Source organism: Candidatus Profftia lariciata (assembly GCF_020541265.1).
In the GTDB taxonomy this organism is placed as follows: domain Bacteria; phylum Pseudomonadota; class Gammaproteobacteria; order Enterobacterales; family Enterobacteriaceae; genus Profftia; species Profftia lariciata.
In genome coordinates this window covers 994,502-1,018,286 of sequence record NZ_CP045925.1, presented here as the reverse complement: position 1 = coordinate 1,018,286, position 23,785 = coordinate 994,502, and the positions used below count along the sequence as shown (strand labels likewise).

Here is a 23,785-nt window from a genome sequence, read left to right as displayed (position 1 = left end):
TTATATAATATTTTACATACATAATAGCATTGAAATAAAATGTTATTATTATATTCTATTTTTTATGTAACTATATCAAATATTACATGAATCTTTATGCTACATATTCAGTAAAACAAAATATATAAATATTAAAATAATAATTGGTACTGTAATATAGATAGAAAATTTTTATTAAAAGTAATTAAATTATTTATACTAAAATAAAATTATTTTAAGTACTCAGCAGATAATAATTTTAATTTATTTAATAAAGTATTTACAAAATAATCTATTATAATAATCAAATAAAATTATAAATTACATCAATACATCTTAACATATTAAAAGAATTATAATTGCAATTATAATAATAATATTTATTATATTATCTGGACTTACCTGTTATATTATTATATGTTTCGTATTAATAATTACATTAATATCTAAATAAAATTTAAATTAAATAAATTATCATAGTCATATAAATATACTATCTAATTTCATTATTAATTAATTTGATATTATATAATATTATTACTATAATTTAAAATAAATATTTTAATTATTTTTTATAATATAATTAAAAATATTATTTAGTACTTACTAATAGTAATATACTAAAGAATATTTTTAATATATATTATATTTTATATGTATTCATTAATATCTTAAATATATTTTTATATATAATACAATTATGATGGTTTATGTGTATTATTGGATATATTACTTTCTTAATTTTATATCAGTGAATTATTTTAGTATATTAATATTAATTATCAGTTATATTAATATTAGTTATAATATTACTTTAATTATGTAAATAATATATCTTTAAAAGATTATTATATATTATAAAAATAAAATTATTTATATATGAAATATTTTATTAAAATATAATTTTTATTATATTAAACCATTATTAATGAAATTATAATTACTAAAAATATTTAATAAATAGTATATTAGTAATAATATTCTATATTTTATATTATATGTCTATTTTTAATTTACTTTATTGTAAAATAAAAACTATCAATTATTTTATCTCTCTAATATATTATAAAAATAATTAAAAAATATATTTTGTTTATGTTATTTTTTTAAAAACATACTATTAATACATATAAATTTTTATATATAATAATATTGCTATTGAAATTAAAATAATTATGTATTCACATAAATTTATTACTTATGTAATAATACTCCTATATATTAAATAGATAAATATGTTATTTATAGAAATTTAATCTTATTAAATGTATTGATTTATTTTAAAAATAATTATGTTAAAGCTGAGTTTTAAAGGTGTTTATTATATCATATATAAAAATATAAATTTGGAGTAAAATATGTCTTCTCGTAAAAAACTTGCTAATGCGATACGTGTACTGAGTATGGATGCTGTACAAAAAGCTAATTCTGGTCATCCAGGTGCTCCCATGGGAATGGCTGATATTGCAGAAGTACTGTGGCGAGATTATATGAATCATAATCCGAATAATCCAACATGGGTTAATCGTGATCGCTTTGTATTATCTAATGGTCATAGTTCTATGTTGCTTTATAGTTTATTACATCTTACAGGTTATAATCTATCAATTAATGAACTAAAAAATTTTCGTCAGTTATATTCTAAAACTCCAGGTCATCCAGAATATGGATGTACTCCTGGTATTGAAGCTACTACTGGTCCACTAGGACAAGGCATTGCAAATGCAGTAGGAATGGCTATTGCTGAGCGTACCTTAGCAGCACAGTTTAATCGTCTTAATCACTGCATAGTTCATCACTATACTTATGCATTTTTAGGTGATGGTTGTATGATGGAAGGAATTTCTCATGAAGCCTGCTCTCTGGCAGGTACGCTAAAATTAGGAAAACTTATATTCTTTTATGATGATAATGGTATTTCTATAGATGGTAATGTTAAAGGATGGTTTACTGAGAATACTGCAAATCGTTTTGAATCTTATGGTTGGAATGTTATACGTAATATAGATGGTCATAATTATCATGCTATTAAAGTTGCAATTGATACTGCTCACAAAATTAATGATAAACCATCCTTATTAATTTGTAAAACTATTATTGGTTTTGGTTCTCCAAATAAATCAGGTTCTCACGAAGCTCATGGGGCACCGTTGGGTGCAATAGAGATTCAAGCTACTCGCAAGGCATTAGCATGGCATTATGCTCCTTTTGAAATTCCTCAAGATATTTATTCTCAATGGGATGCTAGAGAAGTAGGTAGAATAAAAGAAAGCAATTGGAATAAAAAATTTATAGCCTACCAAAAAGATTTTCCTGATCTTGCTGCTGAATTTAAACGTCGTATTAATGGTGAATTACCTGCTCAATGGGCAGTACAATCAAAAAAAATAATTGATTATCTACAAGCACATTCTGCAAATATTGCTACTCGTAAAGCCTCTCAAAATATTCTTGAAATGTTTGGTAAAATTTTACCAGAGTTATTAGGAGGATCTGCTGATTTATCTCCAAGTAATTTAACTATGTGGTCTAATTCTAAGCCTTTAAACAAAGACATAGCTGGTAATTATATTCATTATGGTGTGCGTGAATTTGGTATGTCTGCCATAATGAATGGTATTTCTTTACATGGTGGATTTTTACCATATGGTGCAACATTTCTAATGTTTATGGAATATGCACGTAACGCTATTCGTATGGCTGCATTAATGAAAATACGTAATATTTTCATTTATACTCATGACTCTATTGGTTTGGGAGAAGATGGGCCTACTCATCAACCTATTGAACAAATAGCTAGTTTGCGTTGTACACCAAATATTCATACATGGCGTCCATGTGATCAAGTAGAATCTGCTGTTGCTTGGCAATCTGCTATTCAGCGTATTGATGGACCATCTGCATTAATTTTATCTCGTCAGAACTTATCTCAGATGGTTCGTACTCCACAGCAAGTCCAGAATATTTCTCGTGGTGGTTATATCTTAAAGGATTGTATAGGCCAACCAGAATTAATATTGATTGCAACTGGCTCTGAAATTGAATTAGTAATTAATGCAGCAGAAAAATTAACAGCTGAGAAACGTAAAATACGTGTAGTATCTATGCCTGCACATGAAATATTTGATCAACAAGATGCTGAATATCAAGAATCCGTATTACCAATAGCAGTAATTGCTCGCGTTGCAGTAGAAGCTGGTATTGCTGATTATTGGTATAAATATGTTGGTTTAAATGGTATTATTATTGCTATGACTACTTTTGGAGAATCTGCACCAGCGGAAATACTATTTAAAAAATTTGGTTTTACTGTAGATAACATTATTACTAAAGCTAAATCGCTATTACAGTAAATAAATAATTATTAAAATAAAACATCATTTATTCTTATTATTACCATAATTAATTAAGCATTAAATTTTATCTAAAATAAGTTTTTTTTTATAAAAATATAATTTATAAATAAAATTTATTTAATCTTAAACATTAAAAAATTTATTATTGCTCTTTGCGGATTACATAAGTAATCTGTCAAAGACAGTAATAAGGTATATAACATTTATATACTAGAAATTAACGATTCTATTAAAATAAATTCAATATAAAACTTTATAACATTTATAGTTAAAAAAAATTTTATATATTACGTTTTAAGAAGTATAAAAAGTAAATATATTATACCAGAGATATATATAATTATTTATACTCAAAATATATCATAATATAACTAATAATAATTTTAAATTAAAAAATATATATAATTAGAATGATTTACTAAAATAAAAAACTTTTTATATTACAATTATTATGATATACATAATGTAAAGTAATGCTTTAAAATATATGAGATACACATAAAATATATTTTATATCATTAAAAATGTAAGTATTTGAACTAAGAATAAATATAATTTTTATAAATAAACTATAATAATTTGTTATTTATAAAGTTTTTTACTGTATTAATCTATATTTAAATAATTTAAGTAATGATATTAAATAAATATATTTATAGTTAATCAAAATATTATTTATTTATAAAAATTATATTATTGTTATACTATTACTATCAATTATGATAATATATAGTTTTATTGTGTTTAATGCATATAGAGCTATGTATGATATTAAATATAACTTAACCATGCTATTAATTTTTTAATTTTTAAAAAAATTAACATTATTTAATAATGTCAATGATTTTATAATCAAAATTAATAAACATTGTTATTTTTATAAAAATATGCTATAATAACTAATTAACCTATAAAAATTTAATATTCAAATTATTTATATAATGTGTTATAACTAGTTGTAGTTGCTTGTTCTGATCTCAATGCTATAAAGTTATAAATTTAATAAATAAACATTAAAAATATAAAAAATTTATTTATTTTACTTAAAAGAAACAATTCATTTTTAAAAAATTAAATTTTTTAAATAGTAAAACTATTCTTAATAGTTATTTAACTGTAATGAAAATAAGTTATAAAGTTAATAAAATAATGTATTTTATTAATCTAATTTAGATAGTTATAGTTATTTATAAAATATGTAAATAATTATATTCTTAAATTTCTAAAATTAATATATTCATATATAAATAATATAAAAATATATATAAATATCTTATTTAATAAGATAAAAAATTTATTAAATAATTATATCTTTTATTATTAAATTAATAAAAGATATATTAAAATATCTAATTAATGATATAATATCATGTTAAAAATAAATTAAATATAATTACATTATTATATAAAATTAATAATACATTCTTTTTAGTTTTATTTATAGCACGGAGTAAACTAATTATAATAAATCATTTATATGTTAATATAATTATATAGTAATATATTATACTATAAAACTTAGTGCTTAATTATTAATATGCAAACTTTATTTATCTTTTTAATGCTTTTTTAAAATATTTGTTATTATTTATTAACAGACGCTCTACAGTATCAACAATTGCCTGTGTTTGTCGATCAATTTCAATATTTATCCTATCCCCTGAGCGCTTTAGGCCTAAAGTAGTACGTAACAAAGTTTCTGGAATAAGATGGACACAAAAATAATTTTTTGTTACTTTGCTAATAGTTAAACTAATACCATCAATGCTAACAAAACCTTTATGTAAAAAATATTTCATTATATTAGAATCAAGAATTTTGCACCAAATTTGATAATTATTGTCTGAAATTAAAATTTTAATGATTGTAGCAGTACAAATAATATGTCCAGATATAAAATGACCGCCTATTTCATCATTAAATTTTACTGCGCGCTCTATATTAACTAAACAGCCAACTGTAATTGTTCCTAAATTAGTAAGTTTTATTGTTTCTTGTATTAGATCAAAACTAACAAAATGATCTCTAATTTGCGTAACAGTTAAACAACAACCATTATGCGCTACTGATGCACCTAGCTGTAGATCTAACAGTAGCTCTTGTGGAAATTCTAATACATGGGTACGAAAATTTAACTTTTGATCAATATAAACTACCGGAGCTGTATACTGAATAATGCCAGTAAACATAAATTAGTCCTCTATAATAACTATTTTTAAAAATAATTATCTAGTAGTTTGCTTTAAGTTATGTATGAAATCAAATTTAAAGAGAAATAATAATTATATAATTTTTTATAAAAAATATTTTATTTTTTGTGTTTTATCTGTAATTAATATAATTATTTATTAATAACATTATATTTATACATTTTAGCTAATATACTTATTGATTTCTTAATTTCAAAGATTATTCAAGTTATCAGTATTTATTAAAATGATGATAATCATATTGAACTAAAATATTATTAGTATTAGTTAAAAGTATATATTAGAAAGATTATGTATTTTATATTACATTTCTTAAGAATTGTTATAATTATTTTAGTTTATTATAAACATTTTATTTATATAGCTAACTCTATTAATTTTACTATATAAAAGTTGTTTTTACTATTTTTTCCTATTCTTAAATAATAAAGGTGTATGCGTGTATAAGTATTGGGTAGAAACGCGTAGTTTATTAACTCTGGCTATTCCAGTGATTATTGCGCAAATTTCACAAACTGCTATGGGATTTGTTGATACTATTATGGCAGGAGGTGTAAGCGCTATAGATATGGCAGCAGTTGCTATTGGAACTTCTATTTGGTTACCAGCTATTTTATTTGGTCATGGTTTATTATTGGCACTTATACCAATTATTGCCCAATTTAATGGAGCTGGTCGACGTGATCAAATAGGGCATCAAGTACAACAAGGATTTTGGTTAGCACTAATAGTATCTACTGTAATTATTGGAGTTCTTTATAATGCTAAATACATTATTGATATAATGCACAATATCAATAATGATTTATCTAAAAAAACTATTGGTTATTTGCATGCTATTATGTGGGGTGTTCCAGGATATTTATTTTTTCAAGTATTACGTAATCAATGTGAAGGGTTATCAAAAACAAAACCAGGTATGGTTATAGGTTTTATAGGTCTATTAGTCAATATTCCTATTAATTATATTTTTATTTATGGTAAATTAGGTGTACCAGCACTTGGAGGAATTGGCTGTGGTGTTGCAACAGGTAGTGTTTATTGGGTAATGTATTTTATTATGTGGTGGTATGTACGAAAAGCTAATAGTTTATATGATTTTCGTCCTCAAAGCTTAGAAGCACCACAATGGTTTACCATTCAACGTTTAATTAATATTGGTATGCCAGTAGCTTTATCATTATTTTTTGAAGTTACTTTATTTGCAGTAGTAGCTTTATTAGTATCACCATTAGGAATTGTTTCAGTAGCTGGACACCAAATTGCATTGAACTTTAGTTCAATGATGTTTGTTTTACCTATGTCATTAGGAGTAGCAGTAACTATTCGTGTGGGATATTTATTAGGTGAAGGTTCAGCTAATAATGCAAAAATTGCAGCTTATACCAGTATTGCTGTTGGTATAATTATGGCAGCCTTTACTGCTATTTTTATAGTAATATTCCGTGAATCAATAGCGTTACTTTATAATAAAAATTCTGAAGTAATTACTATGGCTTCTCATTTAATGCTTCTAGCAGCAATTTATCAAATTTCTGATTCTGTACAAGTTATTGGCAGTGGAGTATTGCGTGGATACAAAGATACTCGATCTATTTTTTTTATTACATTTATAGCTTATTGGATTTTGGGATTACCTGTTGGTTATGCGCTAGCACTAACTGATTATATGGTTCCAGCAATGGGTCCTAGTGGTTTTTGGATAGGATTCATTATCGGTTTAACTGCTGCTGCTATTATGATGGTACTACGAATACGTTGGCTACAAAAACAACCAGAGGTATGGATTTTGCAACGTTCTGCTCGTTAAATTATTTTATAAGATAAATTTACTAAATGTATATTTATTAATATATAATGCAACTAGTTGCTAAAGATATAATAACATGTTAATGTTATTAACATTTTATTATAAATAAAATTAGTATTATTACCTTTTAATAATATGATATGCGTCCGTAGCTCAGTTGGTTAGAGCACCACCTTGACATGGTGGATGTCGGTGATTCGATTTCACTCGGACGCATAATTAACTTTACTATTAATATCTATAAAATATCTAGTACTTATTTAAATAAGTACTAGATATTTTATAGATATTAATAATTTACATCATACTAAAATAATATTTATAATAATTATGAATCAAATATATTAAATAATATTTATTATAAGATAGATTTTATCTAAAAAAAATAAATAAAAAATTAGTTAATTTATATGTTGCATATAAACAAATTTTTTTACTTATATAATATATAGCTTGATTAAAAATCTTTACTTGTTTTTAATTATTTAATCTAGTCAATTTTAGTAAATTATCTCAATAAGAGTGTTTATAATTTTTTATAAGATAATCATTTATAGTAATAATATTTTTAATGATTTAATAAATATTACATTTATCATGTTCATATGTAATTAAATATTTATAATTTATAGTGTAAATAGTATTATACGTTAATAAATTTAAATTTTTACTAAGTTCAGTATACAATTCTAGTTTACATATATTAATTTGTAATTTAGTAGTATTAATATTAAAAAGTATTGTAATAATATTAAAATTTTAATATTATTTATATAAAACATAGAGATTATATTTTATATTATTATGATATACGTTTTCTTTTGTTAAACAACATATAGAATATGTAGTGTAAGCGTAAGATTATTGATATGTAATATAAATGATTTATTATTGGCTATATAATATAAAAATTTGTACCTATAAAAATTTTTTAGCAAAAATAACAGCAAAATAGATTCTTATAATTCAGTATGATATAAGACTAATTGATTCAAAAGATAATGTATACAATTATTTTTTATTATTTATATTGTTAAGAAATATAAATAATAGACAAATGTATAGTATTAATACAATTAAGTAATTATATATATTAAGTAAAATATTTTTATTATAATATTACATAAATAGATTTTGTCACTGCTATATTTTGATTAAAAAATCATAAGATAGATATACTTATTAGATACCGATAATAATAGGTTATAATAAATAATATAAAATATTTTAATTAAATCTTAAAAGATAAGTATATAATTAAAGATAATTAGCATATATGATATATTATAGATTTATTTAGATAAATATTATTAGATAAAATATTTTATAGAAATATTAATTCATATGTTTTGTGAATATTAAGTTAGGAATAATCATGAATAATTAGTAATAATTTTAAAATTACTAAGATTTTTAACAAAATAATACTATTATTATGAATACATTAAAATAATATATCAAAGAGTAATATTGCATAATAATATACAAGTAATTAATACTATTTATTTTTAGTAATTATTTATTATAATACAATTATGTTATATATTATGAATATTTATATTTATATGATTAAATAATACAAAATTTATTAAAAATAATTGTATTATGTTTTATTACATATTTTTTATTATAGCTTCATAAGCATATTTGTAATGCATCATCACTTAAAGAAAATATATTGTATGAAAAAAACGAAAATAGTATGCACTATCGGTCCTAAAACAGATTCAGAAGAAATGCTTAGTAATATGTTAACCGCAGGTATGAATGTCATGCGTTTAAATTTTTCACATGGCAATCATCAAGAACATGGAAAACGTATTAGAAATATTCGTACTGTAATAAAAAAAACTGGTAAGAAAGCAGCTATCTTATTAGATACTAAGGGTCCAGAAATTCGTACTATGCAATTAAAAGATGGAAAGGACGCAGCTTTAACTGTTGGTCAAATTTTTACCTTTACAACTGATTCTACAAATATGTTAGGTAATAACAATCGTGTAGCTGTCACTTATCCTGGTTTTGCTTCTGATTTAAATATTGGTAATACTGTGTTGGTCGATGATGGTTTAATTGGTATGGAGGTTATTGAAATTTTAGGAACTGAAGTTATATGTAAAGTACTAAATTCAGGATATTTAGGAGCAAATAAAGGCATTAATCTACCAGGAGTATCTATTCGGCTACCGGTACTAGCTGAAAAAGATAAAAGTGATTTAATATTTGGTTGTGAACAATGTGTTGATTTTGTTGCAGCTTCATTTATTCGTAAAGGTTCTGATGTAATAAAAATACGTCAGCATCTGAATGCACATAATGGTCAAAATATACAAATTATTTCTAAAATTGAAAACCAAGAAGGTTTAAGTAACTTTGAAGAAATATTAAAAGCTTCTGACGGTATTATGGTTGCACGTGGTGATCTTGGTGTCGAAATACCAGTTGAAGAAGTAATATTTGCTCAAAAAATGATTATTGACAAATGTAATCGTGCACGTAAAGTAGTGATTACAGCAACACAAATGCTAGATTCTATGATTAGAAAACCACGTCCAACACGTGCAGAAGCAGGTGATGTTACTAATGCAATATTAGATGGAACTGATGCTGTAATGCTATCTGGTGAAAGTGCTAATGGCAAGTACCCATTAGAAGCTGTAAATATTATGGCAACTATCTGTGAACGTACAGATCGTATAATGCAGAGTCGTTTAAAAGATTTTAATGATCATTTTAATTCACATATTGCTGAATCTGTATGTTGTGGTGCAGTAGAAACTGCTGAAAAATTAGACGCAAAATTAATTATTATTGCTACTTCAAGCGGTAAATCTGCTAAGGCTATACGAAAATATTTTCCAACTGCTATGATATTAGCTCTAACTTCTAATCCAGTTACTGAGCGTCAATTGCTTTTAAGCAAGGGTATTATTCCTATGCTCATTTTAGATATTACTCTTACAGATAATTTTTATCGTATAGGTAAAGAAATTGCTATTGAAAAAGGTTTGGTACAGAAAGGTGATATAGTAGTCATGGTATCTGGTGCATTAGTTACTAATGGTAATACTAATACTAATACTATTTCCGTATACACTTTATAATGGTATGTATTTGCAATATTTTAAGTTTTTTATTATGTTTATATTTATTTAATATTGTATTTTAACATTTAATAATAGGTATTAATGTTATTTTTATACATCGGTTAAGATTAATAATTTTAGGAAATTATCTTGTTGAAAATATTAAATAAGTTCTAATTTAGCACTGGTATTATACTTTATAAAACTTGATTTTTAAGAATAAAAAATAATTTTTATTATATTATATAATTTAACATATGTATAATTTATTATATTGAAATATATGCTATATGTTTGATTTGATGCTACTAGATATAATCTCATAAGTAACCAGTATAGATAATATATATTTTATATATTTTAAATATCTAATATTTTAGTTACAGTATTATGAATAATAATTTAATGAAATTATTACTTATTTTAAACAAAAGATTTTTATTAAAAAATAGTAATTTTGTAATTAATTACAATATCAAATAATAAATATTTTAATTTATTAAAAAATAATTATTTATAATCATAAAATAATATATATAAATAAAATTATATTAAATATATTATTTTATTTAGTAATTTATTATAGTTGTCACAACTGTTTAACAAAATTATTGATTTATAATCAATATTATATTAATATTACTAAAATAAATATTATAGTATTTATTGGGTAGGATATGTATAAGTAATTAGTAATTTTATTAAAAAAATCTTATATTACATATACTATCTTTATAAAAAGATAGTACTATAGAACATCTTATAAAGATATAACAATTAAATAATAATATTTATTATATATGCAATAAGATCTATTAAATAACTTAGTTATTTATAGTGAATAAAAGATAAATAAATATTATTTTTAATAAAAATTCATTTACTCTAGATTACTTTTATCATTATTCATAATTCAATAAATAATAAAATATTATATAGATTATATAAAGCTATTCATTTTAAATAAAAAATATTATTCATTACGTAATAATAGTAAATTTAATATTATATATAATAGATATATTTCTAAGCAATAAATTATATAATCATGCATAATATTAAAAAAAATCAAATAATCAATAAAATAAAGAAATCATATTATATAATATATGTATAATTAAAGTTTACTGCATAGATGTTTATCTATTGTGCTGGTATTCAAAGATTGCAAGAATTATAAATTATTACTATTTATGTTTTACTGTTAATTATATAATATCTATTAATATATGAATATTTATATAAAAACTATTTAAGCTAAATATCTTTATAAAGACAATCTATATAATAAATAAGATATAATTATTAAGAAACTAGTATTTACCTATACTATAATATATCTCAGATATCACTAAAAAAATATAAATTAAGATAACATATTGCATATATAATATTTATTAGATGAATTTACATTACTTAATTTAAAAAAATATTTAAAAAATACAAATAAATATTATATAATAACTACAATATATATAATATTTTTTTAAAAACAGAGCATATTAGTGTTATTATTTTTCAAGAATTTTGTTAGTGTTTTTATATTAAATATAGGATACAACTAATGAATATAATTTTTTTAAAATTATGAGCGAAATTATATATGGTATTCACCCTATCAAATCCTTGTTAAAATGCGAGCCACAGCGTTTTCTTGAAGTATTTCTAATGAAAAATTGTAAAGATCATAAATTGATATGCCTTATAGAATTACTAAAGAAAACAGGTATTATTATTCAGATAGTCAAACATCGTCATTTTTTAAATAAAAAAACAAACAGTAAAGTACATCAAGGTATTATGGCAATTGTACGTAAAAAACGTCAGTATCAAGAAAAAGATTTACTAAAATTATTAGAAGATTTAGAGCAGCCCCCATTTTTACTAATTTTAGATGGTATTACTGATCCTCATAATCTTGGAGCATGTTTACGTAGTGCTGATGCCGCAGGCGTAAATATAGTCATCATTCCACGAGATCGTTCTGCACAACTGAATGCCACAGTTATGAAAGTATCATGTGGTGCAGCAGCATATGTACCATTAATTAGCGTAACTAATTTAGTACGTACTATTCGCGTTCTTCAAAAACAAAATATATGGATTATTGGTACCGAAGCAAAAGCAAATTCTAATTTGTATCAAAGCAGCATTACTAGTAATATGGCACTAGCATTTGTTATGGGTTCTGAACATTGTGGAATGCGTCATTTAACTCGTAAATCTTGTGATGAATTAATTAGTATCCCTATGCTTGGTAAAAATTCTTCTTTAAATGTTTCTGTAGCAACCGGTATCTGTTTATTTGAAGTAGTACGTAAACGCGTATAATATTATTATAAAATAAATAAATTATAAAAAATATCTTTTAAATATATATTATTATTAATAATTAATATTTTTTTAATTAGTATTTATAAAATTAATATTATATATGTAATATTTATATTATTTTTTTGATATATATATTAAATGTTATATATTATATATTGATAATAATAATTTATTATTATACTATTTAATAATAGTATAGGTCTATAATAATTAACAATAATTATATTATTTATAATAATAAATTTATTATGCATATAATATTCTGCAATAAATTATTTATAACATTTATTTAATAAGATATATGATAATAAGTATAAAAATATAATTTAGTAGTTTTCAATATTTTTATAAATAAGCACTTTATTATTTATAATAACATTATACTTGTATTAAAAAATACTCTCAATTAATATCTATACTTTTATTATCTTTTAAAAGATATATTAATAATAACAGTAATTATAATAAAAATTAATAATTTTTTATTTCTTATGCATTAATATTATGCTAATAGATATGAATATTATTCTATATAATTTTTATGTATTAGATAAAATAAATATAACTATATTAATAATCTAATATACTTTAGAGATATGTAGTAATTTTATTTAATGGTTTATAAAAATTATTTACTATTATAATAATCCATGAAAGATATATTACTAATCATGAGAAATGAATGCTTCTTTATTAAAGATAATATATTTTTTATAAAATACTTATATTAAAAGTGATATTTTAAGTTTACTTAAATATATATTATAAATATAAAATATAAATTTTACTCGTTATTGTCATTGTATAAATTGTATCAAATTTTATTTAAATAATATCAATATAATTGATAAAAATTATTTAGTATTTTAATAGTCTAATTCATATAAAAATTAGTTATATTGTAAATATGATAAAAATTACTTAATTATATATACTGTTATTGATTATATCAAGATATTTATTTATCATCTAATTTTTACTCATATTTTCTATAGCTGTTATGAATAATAGTATTTAGATATATTTTATTTAAACTATAATAAATATTTTTAATATTACAAAATGCATTTCATTTTAATACGTTTCTATTAATTATATATTAATGCATCTCAATTCATATACACCATAAAATTATTAAACAACTATTTTTCTTTAATTACCACAATATCTTATATGTTAAAAAAAAATTTTTATAATTACTAAAATTACTATAGTAATATATCAAACATATATAAAATATTTTATCTTTACGCAATTTAATAAGCAGTATTATTAGTCATGTTTTATATATAAATAATATTTATACTATTAATATTATAAATACTAGAATTTATTGGTTATTAAATAATCCATATTCAAAATACAGGCTTGTCTCTTATACTACATATATTACTATTATTAAATTATTTTAAAGCATTTTGTATTATATATACTTTATATTAGTATACTTAATAATATATAACTTAAATATATAGATATTATCTTCAGTTAACTTTATGTCATTATTACATAAATAAGATTTTTATTAAAATTAGTAAATTAATATTTTATACAAATTTTTTTAAAAAAGTAGTAGCAAAAATTATTTATTAATAATTTTGAAAAATATTTAATTACAGATATAAATTACAAAAAATGCTATATTTTATTTCATAAGATTTTATACTAAAACTTAAAGTAATATTTATTGTTATAGTAAATATATTCAATTATATATAAATAATAAGTATTTTAAAATATACAGAGAATGTTATATTTTAAAGATATAAAATATGTACTAACAAAAGATATTATTATTTAATAATATATGTGTTATTAAATGAGCGCTTAATTAAAAATTAATGTTAAATATTAGTATAAATAAATTATATGTTTATATTATATTTAACTAATAAATCAAAGCTATACTGTAAAATATTTACAGTATAAATATCTAAAATAATTAAACATTTATTAAACTAGTATTGGTTAATATATCATAAATAAATTCTATTATATATAATTAAATAATGTGATAAATTTTAACTATTAACTAGTATTTTTTTATAAAATGTTCTTAATTTTTGTTTTTAATAATAAATTTTTACAAAAATAGTATATAGTCCATTACATATTCTAGACTTAATAAATAATAGATACTTACGACTAGAAAAGGGTAAGGGCAAGATATATATCTACTTGCACTTTGTCAAACATTAAAAATAGGTTTTAAAATTGTATGATTGATAATTCTTATAATTGCGTTATAATTGGCATTACAGGTGCATCTGCTTCAGGTAAAAGTTTAATAGCTAATACACTTTATCTTGAGTTACGTGAACAAGTAGGTGAAGAAAATATAGGTGTCATACCGGAAGATTGTTATTATAAAGATCAAACTAATTTAACCATGAAAGAGCGTATCCAAACTAATTATGATCATCCAAATGCGATGGATCATAATTTATTATTTCAACATGTACAGATGTTAAAAAAAGGAAAAGCTGTTGAACTACCGCAATATAGTTACGTAGAGCATACTCGTATGAAAGGCACTATTCATCTAAAACCAAAAAAAGTAATTATTTTAGAAGGTATTTTATTGTTAACTGATGCATGTTTGCGTAATGCACTGAATTTTTCTATTTTTGTTGATACACCTTTAGATATATGCTTAATGCGTCGTATTCGACGTGATGTTAATGAACGCGGTCGTTCAATGGATTCTGTAATGGCACAATATCAAAAAACAGTGCGCCCAATGTTTTTACAATTTATTGAGCCATCTAAACAATATGTTGATATTATTGTCCCACGTGGCGGTAAAAATCGTATTGCAATAGATATTCTTAAAGCAAAAATCAGTCAATTTTTTAAATAAAAAATTAATTATCAATATAAAAATATACAGTTTATCCTGTATTTATAAAAAATTTATTTTATCTTATGAAAGATTAAAATATTCTTTTTTAATTTATTGGTATTTAATATGCTTAACTTTTATTGTTTTATTACTAATAATATTTTATTGATATTACAATAGCAACAAAATATATAAGTATTCTTTTATTACGTAATAATATATATTAAATATAATAATATTTAATTATTGTTAATGTAGTTTACTTTTAAAGTATTACCGTATGATATGCAATACATATTGTATCAACTTCAATCATAATTAATTAATACAATTACAATTATTTTTAATTAAAATAAATATCACGTGTGTATTATATAAAAGTATTAATATAATTGGATATCCTTAATATGATATTATTGTAATAATTTATATTTAAATAATATAGTATTATATTATATCATTATTTAAAAATTGCTAAGTATATCAAATATATTTAATGTTATATAAAATATTTTTACTATATAAAAATATTTTATTTTTTAATTAAAATCCTTATACATAATAATATGTATGCTATATATAATAAATTATTTAGCAGATAATACTAAATATACAGTTATATATTTAAACGTAATTATTAATTTTCATTATTAATTTATAAATCTGTTTGATATTTTAATAACTTTACAATAAAAATAATTATTATTATTGTAATAATTCATAAATTATTTGATGTTAAATTATTATTAAATTAACTTTAAGATATTTACTTTTTATCATATCATTGATATAATTATACATGTATTTTATATACTTTGTTTAAAATGTATTCATATAAATCAATGTATTTTAATTTTATGTCCATTGCTTAACAAGCATGGCTTTTTAGATATAAAATTAAGAATTAAGAAATAATTAAAAATCTAATATATAGATAAATTATTATAATTTAATATGCAATAAATGTATATATATTAAAATATATTAATACAAAAAATAAAAAATACATACTATATATATAATATTCTTATATTAAAAAATTATTTTAATTAATATTATTTATAATAGTTATTATCTTATATAATAATAAAAAGTATTTATAATAATTAGTATTATATTATATATTAGTGATAGCATGCATTATTGAATGTAATGATTATTAACTATACTATAATATTGATAGTATGATTTATTTTCTTTATATAATGCTAATGATCTACTTTATAAGTAATGTATATAAATTTGTAATGTTTATAATAACATAATTTTTTATATATCTTTATATATAACTTATTATTAATATAGTGTAGTTAATAAAATTATTAAGATTATTACCAATGTTATATAAAAAATAACAACTTTATACTGTCTATACATAAAAACAATAAAATTGATAGTATATTTCTAATGCAAGTATAATGTTAAAAAAAATTATATTAGTTTAATTATAGTAATTATTATTTCTTATGAAAAAAATTAAAGATTTTTAAAATATTATAGATAATATATCAATTAATAAATTTTATATCAATAATTAACATAATTTATAATTAATGATTATAACAAATTAAATAATATATAATTTAGTGTATAACATTAATTAGTTAAAATTATTATTAATAAATAACTTTAATATAACATTGTATTAATCATATGATTTATTAATCATTAAAAATCATAAATATATCATATATTATTATAATAATAAAGAACGTAATTTATATAAAGATAACTAATTTTTAATAAAAAATAATTTTATTTCTTGCATTAAGTTTCGTTATCATAGATAATTACTTAATATATGTATAATATTGTATTTTTTTAAAATAAATTAAATAAAAATAAAGGCTCTATTAGCTCTCTTGCAATATTAACTTGTAAACTCGGTCAGATCTGGAAAGAAGCAGCCGTAGCAAGTACAGTATGTGCTGAGATACAGCTAGTAGGGCTTTTCTTGGTTATTTAGTAAATATTTCTATATATATTTTACTTGTTTATATAGTATATACTTTTATTATATTTATTTTATTATTAAATAATAATTTAGGATTATAACCAATTAATTAATTTTTATCATTTTATTATCAAAAATAATATTTTTTAAAAATAAAATTTTTAATTATATTAAATATATGCATATTAAATTTTTACATATAAATATACTTTAATTTTCATTAATATATGATTATTATTAACATCGTTGATGTAATAAAAATAATAAATTATATTATTATTATCAAAATATATATAATATTTTTATATTTTATGGATATAAAATTATACTAATAGTATTTTTTATGCAAAATATTTTTAATAAAAAATTCATATTTATATATTTAAAGGTAATGTTATAAGGAATCTATACAGTATCTTATTCAAGATATTCAATTATTAATATAATAAGATTATACGACATATATAAACATGTTATATATTTTTTATTTTATAACTTAAACATTTTTAGAAAAAAATAACACTATAAAAAACAAAATGACTTACCGTAAAATTCTATTATTATAAAATAAAAATGTGCATTTTTAACGGCAAGCCAAAATTTTTTAAATTTTATATATCTAAAATATAACAGAAATTAACGTTTAGAAAATTGTGGACGACGACGTGCTTTACGTAAACCAACTTTCTTACGTTCAACTTGACGCGCATCACGAGTAACAAAGCCTGCTTTACGTAGTTGATTTTGTAATAATTCATCATATTTCATTAATGCACGGGTAATACCATGACGTATTGCGCCAGCTTGACCAGAAATACCACCACCTTTTACAGTGATATATAAATCAAAATTATTAACCATATTTACTAGTTCTAGAGGCTGAAGAACTACCATGCGAGCTGTTTTACGACCAAAATACTGTTCTAAATCACGTTGATTAATTAAAATACTACCACTACCAAGTTTCATGAAAACACGAGCTGCGGAACTTTTGCGACGACCAGTACCGTAATATTGAATCTCAGGCATATTATGTTTCATCCCGATTAAATGTCAAGAATTTGCGGCTTTTGGGCTGCATGATTGTGTTGATTACCAGCATAAATTTTTAATTTACGATACATAGTATTACCTAATGATCCTTTTGGAAGCATGCCTTTTACCGCTTTTTCAATAATACGTTCAGGATATTTATGAATAATTTCTTTAAAGGTGGCTTGTTTAATACCGCCTATATGTCCTGTATGGTGATAATATATTTTATCAAAATACTTATTACCTGTTACAGTAATTTTTTCTGCATTTAAAACAATAATATAATCACCAGTATCAACATGTGGAGTATATTCTGATTTATGTTTACCACGTAAACGACGAGCAATTTCAGTGGCTAAACGACCTAATGTTTTTCCTGTTGCATCTACTATATACCATTCACGTTTTATTGTTTCTGATTTAGCTGTAAAAGTTCTCATAAAATTACCTAAGTTTAATTATATCAAAAAAATAATTATTGAAACATGTATTTTTTAAAAGATATATTAGAGAATTACATAAAAATGTATTTAGTCAACTACTTCATTGGAAGTGATACATTTTTATAAATATTTTTAAAAATTTGTTAATATGTAATAATGGTATTACAGAAAGGTAGTTTTAAAAGATAAAAATAATTTTCTTAATTAATATCTAACTAATATTCATTATGATTATGCTAATATAATATAAATTATATATTTATATAAATAATATATTTTGCTTACATAAGAATTAAAATATCATATTAATTCATTATTATAGACACTCTATACCCTTTATCCTATTCTAAGAATAAATGATTGTTTATATACTCAAAAAATATATTAAAGCTTTATATTTAATATTTTATTTAATAAGTATATACATTATTCATTAATGATGGTATGGCTTTTTTTAAAAAAATTTTAATATATATTTTATTATACTAAAGATTATTTATTTCCAATACTGATTAATATGATAAAAAATGATTATTATTTAAAATAATGTTATTTTATTAATGATAATATCACTATTTTTATTAAAAATAATTTGATGTATCACTAATAAGTGTGTTATTATTAATATTTAAAATATTATTATATATTTATTATTAATTAAATAATTCATTAATTATCTATAAATGATAATCAATATTATTTTTTGTAAAATTTTTTATTTTTATAAATCTTAAATTATGCTCTAAGAATATTACTTATTAAGTGTTGTATATTTATCATTTTAGTATATGAAGTATCTTAAAAAATATTATGATACTATCATTGATTAATAATAGTACATTATTACTAATAGATAATAAAATTGGTGAATATATTTTGTATTATATATGTGAATCAAAACAATAGATATATTAGAACACCTTTCTTCTTGCATATCAGAAAATGTGCATTTAATCTTTATTTTATGTATATTCTAGTAGATCCTTACTCTTGTAGAGACAATAGTATCATTAAAGATATAATACGGGCATTAAAGATTATTATATAATACACTTGTAATATATTTTAAATAAACTTTTCTTTTTAAAGAAGAGTTTATAATTATTAATGTTTACTACATGATTTTAATGAAATATTAATATATAAAACATAACAATCTAAAAGAATAATATTTAATTACATATATCATACTATATTATAGTTAACAAAATCATTTTTAATAAAATTTATTTTATAAAAATAAATTATATTTCAAACTTATTGAATGTATCCTAATTATAAGAATCACATAATTGTTTTAATTGTAAGTCTTATATTATTAATTAATATAATAACATTTAAAGTAGATCAAAATCATTAATTAAGCAATTTTTTCTGCAATATGATGAGGTAGTGGCGGCCAGCCACCCATACGTTTCCAACGATTAACAATTTCACAAAATAATATTGCAGTTTGTTTGGTATCATAAAGAGCTGAATGTGCTTGTGTATTATCAAAAGGAATATTAGCTGCAATACAAGCTTTAGCTAATACAGTTTGACCTAAAACTAATCCACTTAATGCAGCAGTATCAAAAGTAGCAAATGGATGAAAAGGATTATGTTTTAATCCAGTACGTTCAGTTGCTGCCATTATAAATGAATGATCAAAATGTGCATTATGTGCTACTATAACTGCACGATGACAATTATGTTCCTTAATACCTTGACGTACTTTTTTAAAGATAGTTTGCAGTGCTTCACGTTCACTGATTGCTCCTCGTAGTGGATTTTCTGGATCAATACCATTAAATTCTAAAGCTGCAGGAATTAAAATAGAACCAGCAAAAGGTTTAATATGAAAATGTAATATTTCATCTAACTCTAACCATCCATCATCATTCATAAGTAATGTTATTGATGCAATTTCAAGTAGTGGATTGCTATTCGCATTAAATCCCGCAGTTTCTATGTCAATGACAATAGGATAAAACCCACGGAATCTTTCGTTCATTTTATTTAGATTGTTTGTTATATCCATGTTAAATATTCTAATTGATGGAGTTTAATATTTATTATAGTAACTTTTTAAGTTTGTAGTTTGTGTTCTGATATCTATATTACTTACTATAAGTAATAATAATTTATATTTTTCTACGATTGATACAAAATATTTAATTGTATTACAATTAATGCTGAGTTTATTTTGCAAGACATGAACAACTTAATATATAACTTTTATGAAATATTATAAATATTACATACAATAAATATAATATTTATATTGTTATTTTTTAAATTAGAATCAATCTAATTGATTTAATTTTATTTTATTATTTTAATTAAATTATTAAATAATATTTATTCTGCTATAACATTTTATTTATATAAGATGTATTACAATAATTTTAATCTTATATAATATATATTAAGATTATTAACATGAATTATGTAATATGTATTGTAATACAATTATATATTAATTTTAATCGATTATAATAGCAAAAAATAATTAAATAGCAAAATACTTTTATTTAAGTAATAATATTTAATAAATATTAACAATTTTAGTTTTATTAAAAATACTCTAACTGTATTATGCCAATAAAATATATAATTAATTAATATTTACCAATATATAATATTTTATTAAGTAATATCTATTATTTGTTAACATACTAAATGATTTATTATAAAACATAATTTTTTTGTAAAAATGTAATATTTATAGATATACATAGATATATATAATATATTGTTTAGTAATAATACTGATTATCTATCTTATAATAAGATAAGATTAATTTATTTGATTATACAATAATTATAACATTTATATAAATTTTATACTAGGTTATTAATTATTTAAACATTTATATATCAGTAATATATACAATAATATAAAAATTATGCAGCTTTTATTGTGTAATCATACAATAAATGCTGCATAATTTTTTTAAAGATTACTTTAACTATAACTATTATATTAAAGTACAATAAAATTTTTTAAAAGGAAAAATAACTTATTTAGTATAAATTAAAGTAAATGAGAAATCATATCTTCTAGCTTCTTTTGATCTACTGCAAATTTACGAATACCATCAGACAGTTTATCAACTGCCATTGGATCTTGATTATGTTGCCAGTAAAATTCAGCTTCTGTTAAAGGTATTGGACGGCATTTAATATTACCAGTATAATTTAATTTACATTCAATATCACCTTGTTTATCAGAAAGTTCTTTTAGTAAAGGAGCAGCAATAGTAAGTCGATCACATCCAGCTAATTCTATTATTTGGTTTATATTACGAAAGCTAGCACCCATTACGATGGTATTATAATTATATTGTTTGTAGTATTTATATATTTCTGTTACAGATTTTACTCCAGGATCTTGATTGATTTCATATTGTTTTTGATCGGTATGATCTTGATACCAATCTAAAATACGACCAACAAAAGGAGAAATAAGATATACACCTGCTTCTGCACAAGCACGAGCCTGTGCGAAAGAGAATAATAAAGTAAGATTGCAATTAATTCCTTCTTTTTCTAATTGTTCTGCTGCTCGGATGCTTGGCCAAGTAGCAGCTAATTTTATGAGAATACGATCATTACTAATACCAGCATCATTATACATCTTAATTAAACGTCTAGCTTTTGCTATACTATTATGAGTATCATAAGACATGCGAGCGTCAATTTCGGTAGAAATACGACCTGGAATAAGTTTTAAAATTTCTAATCCTATATTAACTGCTAATTTATCTGATGCATCGATAATTTGTTGATTTATATTTTTACTTTTATCTTGAGCCCAAGATATAGCTTCGTGTATTATTTTATAATATTTAGTAGTTTGTGCGGCACTTAGAATTAATGAAGGATTAGTAGTCGCATCTTGTGGTTTATACAATTTAATTGCATTAATATCGCTAGTATCAGCAACAACGGTAGTTATTTGGCGTAGTGATGTTAGTTTATCAGTCATTTAGTATTCCATTCTTGTCGCATAAGATAATAATTAATATAAGAAATGGCTTGATTAGTCCAATTAAAAATATAAAAAAGATTATAAATAAATTATTTTAATAATTGATAATCTATTTATAGTGCAGTATGTATGTATTATATAACTTTAATTTTAGATAAAGATTAAATGTATGTTGTACCTTATTAATAATAGAGTTTTCTAGGTTATAACTAATATAATATATTTTATTATTAATAGTATTGAATAAAATTTATATTAAGTATTTTATATAAATAAGTCATTTATACTATTGTTATCTTTTTATAACTATGTATATAAACTTTATTTCTAGTCTATATGTTTTTATAAAACTCAATCATATCAGTATAGTTTTTGCAAACACAACTTATATATATATTAAAATATTTCTAATTACTTTTCGTATGAAAGTATATAATATCATATATTATATGAATATTCTATAATATATTTTATGTATACACACATTAATAATAACTTATATTTTAAAGTAAAAGTCTATCTTTTTAAAAGCATTATGTTTATGTTATATAATTATTCTAAATGTATCACTTAATATTAGTTGTATTATTAATATTATTTTAGGTACTACGTAATATTATGATTTTATATTACAAATCTGATGTACATCGTAAAGAATGTTATATAATAAATCTTTAAATTATTATTATTATTTTTAATGTATAAGATCATAATTTATATTAAAAAATATTAACTATTTATTACATTAACTATTCATGTTATA

General features: G+C 20.9%; 10 protein-coding genes, 1 tRNA gene and 1 other RNA gene. 7 read left to right on the top strand and 5 right to left on the bottom strand.

Going from position 1 to position 23,785, the window contains the following annotated elements:
• The first annotated feature begins 1,337 nt into the window (after positions 1–1,337).
• A complete protein-coding gene (gene tkt / locus GII40_RS02650; protein WP_226813292.1) occupies positions 1,338–3,332 on the top strand; it encodes a transketolase in 1,995 nt (664 codons plus the stop codon).
• A gap of 1,553 nt (positions 3,333–4,885) precedes the next feature.
• Here the strand turns inward: tkt and GII40_RS02645 are convergent.
• Positions 4,886–5,524: a riboflavin synthase subunit alpha gene (locus GII40_RS02645; RefSeq protein WP_226813291.1), complete on the bottom strand. Its 639-nt coding sequence runs from the start codon at positions 5,522–5,524 to the stop codon at positions 4,886–4,888.
• A 460-nt stretch (positions 5,525–5,984) separates the two neighbouring features.
• Between GII40_RS02645 and GII40_RS02640 the strand changes: the two genes are divergently transcribed.
• The 6 genes from GII40_RS02640 (at position 5,985) to ffs (ending at position 17,565) form a co-directional block, all read left to right on the top strand.
• Positions 5,985–7,355, top strand: a complete 1,371-nt coding sequence (locus GII40_RS02640; protein ID WP_226813290.1) for an MATE family efflux transporter — start codon at positions 5,985–5,987, stop codon at positions 7,353–7,355.
• Between the two features lie 142 nt (positions 7,356–7,497).
• A tRNA-Val gene (locus GII40_RS02635) sits at positions 7,498–7,571 on the top strand.
• Between the two features lie 1,466 nt (positions 7,572–9,037).
• Positions 9,038–10,459 (top strand): pyruvate kinase PykF, encoded by a 1,422-nt coding sequence (gene pykF, locus GII40_RS02630; protein ID WP_226813289.1) that lies wholly within the window; start codon positions 9,038–9,040, stop codon positions 10,457–10,459.
• A gap of 1,569 nt (positions 10,460–12,028) precedes the next feature.
• Entirely contained in the window at positions 12,029–12,772 is a 744-nt protein-coding gene (gene rlmB, locus GII40_RS02625) for a 23S rRNA (guanosine(2251)-2'-O)-methyltransferase RlmB (protein WP_226813288.1), read from the top strand.
• Between the two features lie 2,221 nt (positions 12,773–14,993).
• A complete protein-coding gene (udk, locus tag GII40_RS02620) occupies positions 14,994–15,635 on the top strand; it encodes a uridine kinase (protein WP_226813287.1) in 642 nt (213 codons plus the stop codon).
• A gap of 1,833 nt (positions 15,636–17,468) precedes the next feature.
• An RNA gene (ffs, locus tag GII40_RS02615) (signal recognition particle sRNA small type) lies at positions 17,469–17,565 on the top strand.
• 642 nt (positions 17,566–18,207) lie between these two features.
• Here the strand turns inward: ffs and rpsI are convergent.
• From rpsI to tal, 4 genes are all read right to left on the bottom strand, one after another.
• Entirely contained in the window at positions 18,208–18,600 is a 393-nt protein-coding gene (rpsI, locus tag GII40_RS02610; protein ID WP_226813286.1) for a 30S ribosomal protein S9, read from the bottom strand.
• A 17-nt stretch (positions 18,601–18,617) separates the two neighbouring features.
• Complete coding sequence (gene rplM, locus GII40_RS02605) at positions 18,618–19,046, bottom strand: 50S ribosomal protein L13 (RefSeq protein WP_226813285.1); 429 nt, start codon at positions 19,044–19,046, stop codon at positions 18,618–18,620.
• A 1,363-nt stretch (positions 19,047–20,409) separates the two neighbouring features.
• Positions 20,410–21,069 carry a ribonuclease T gene (rnt, locus tag GII40_RS02600; protein ID WP_226813284.1) on the bottom strand — a complete coding sequence of 220 codons (660 nt, stop codon included), beginning with the start codon at positions 21,067–21,069 and terminating at the stop codon, positions 20,410–20,412.
• A 996-nt stretch (positions 21,070–22,065) separates the two neighbouring features.
• Complete coding sequence (gene tal, locus GII40_RS02595) at positions 22,066–23,019, bottom strand: transaldolase (protein ID WP_226813283.1); 954 nt, start codon at positions 23,017–23,019, stop codon at positions 22,066–22,068.
• Positions 23,020–23,785 lie beyond the last annotated feature (766 nt).